The 1,482-nt window shown below is 69.8% G+C and carries 1 protein-coding gene; it reads left to right on the top strand.

The genetic code is table 11. From position 1 onward, the window contains the following. The first annotated feature begins 210 nt into the window (after nucleotides 1–210). Entirely contained in the window at nucleotides 211–1,446 is a 1,236-nt protein-coding gene (locus tag ACZ55U_RS39025; protein WP_465534390.1) for an IS30 family transposase, read from the top strand. Nucleotides 1,447–1,482: the final 36 nt, after the last annotated feature.

Below are 1,482 nucleotides of genomic sequence, written 5' to 3'. Positions count from 1 at the left end.
CTTGGGTTCTAACGGTCCTCGCAACACCCGCGATCTGTGGGAGTTGCGAGGACCGTGGCCGTTGGACGCGATGATCTTTCGGGCTTGAGGGAGCGATTCCTCGCACGGCTGGATGCCGTGGGGAACGTGACCGTGGTGGCGCGCGAGCTGGGAGTTAACCGGAACACTGCGTTCGGCTGGGCTCGGAAGGCGGGACGGGGCTCGGTGCGCCTGCCGCGGCGGCACCCCGGGCGTGACGAGTACGAGCGGCTTCGGGCCGCCGGTGTCGCACGCCGGGCGGCGGCCCGGCAGGTCGGCGTGAACGAGCGCACGGCCAAGGACTGGGACTGGGGCGTAAAGAAGACCCGCACCACGCGCACCTACACCGACGGCCGCCGTGTCGACTACACCACCGGGACCGTCACGATGGGCGGCGTGACCACAGCACCAGTGGGCCTGACGGCCCTGGAAAAGCACCTGCATCCCCGGTTCCTGACACTGGCCGAGCGCGAACGGATACGGGACCTCCAGGCGCTGGGTCAGTCGCTGCGGGCGATCGGACGTGCTCTGGGGCGGCCGGCGAGCACGGTCAAGCGGGAGATCGACGCGAACTCGGGCAGCGAGGGCTACCAGCCCTACGCGGCCCACCGGGCGGCGGCAGCCCGCAGGCCCCGGCCCAAGGAGCGCAAGCTGCTGCGCGAAGGCCGGCTACGCGGCTTCGTCCAGGACAAACTGCGCAGGCGGTGGTCACCGGAACAGATCTGCCACGCTCTACCGACGGAGCATCCCGACGACGAGAGCATGCGGGTGAGCGTGGAAACGATCTACCAGGCGCTGTACTTCCAGGCCCGTGGCGGCCTGAAGCGGGAAGTGCAGGCAGCGGTCCGTTCCGGCCGGACCCGCCGCAAACCCCGCCGCGACCCCGAGCGGCGCACCCCGCGGTTCATCGACCCGATGGTGATGATCAGCGACCGCCCCGCCGACGTCGAGGACCGGGCCGTGCCCGGTCACTGGGAAGGGGACCTGATCATCGGCGCGGGCGGGCGCTCCGCGATCGCCACCCTGGTCGAGCGGACCACCCGCTACACCATGCTGGTCCACCTGCCGGGCGGAGCCCACGACGCCGAGACCGTCCGCGACGGCCTCGTCGCCACGATCCAGACCCTGCCCGCCCACCTGCGCGGCTCCCTCACCTGGGACCAGGGCAGCGAGATGGCACGTCACAAGCAGTTCAGCATGGCCACCGGCATGCCCGTCTACTTCTGCGACCCGGCCTCGCCCTGGCAGCGCGGCTCGAACGAGAACACGAACGGGCTCCTGCGGCAGTACTTCCCGAAGGGAACCGACCTGAGCCTGCACAGCCCCGAAGACCTCGAACACGTCGCCCAGGAACTCAACGGCCGCCCACGCAAGACGCTCGGCTGGGATACCCCAGCCGAGCGTCTACGTGATCTACTCACCACCTGAAACCAAGTGGTGTTGCGACGACCCCTTGAACCCAAG

The organism is Kitasatospora sp. NPDC034533, from assembly GCF_055575155.1.
This window is presented reverse-complemented; position numbering and strand designations above follow the sequence as displayed.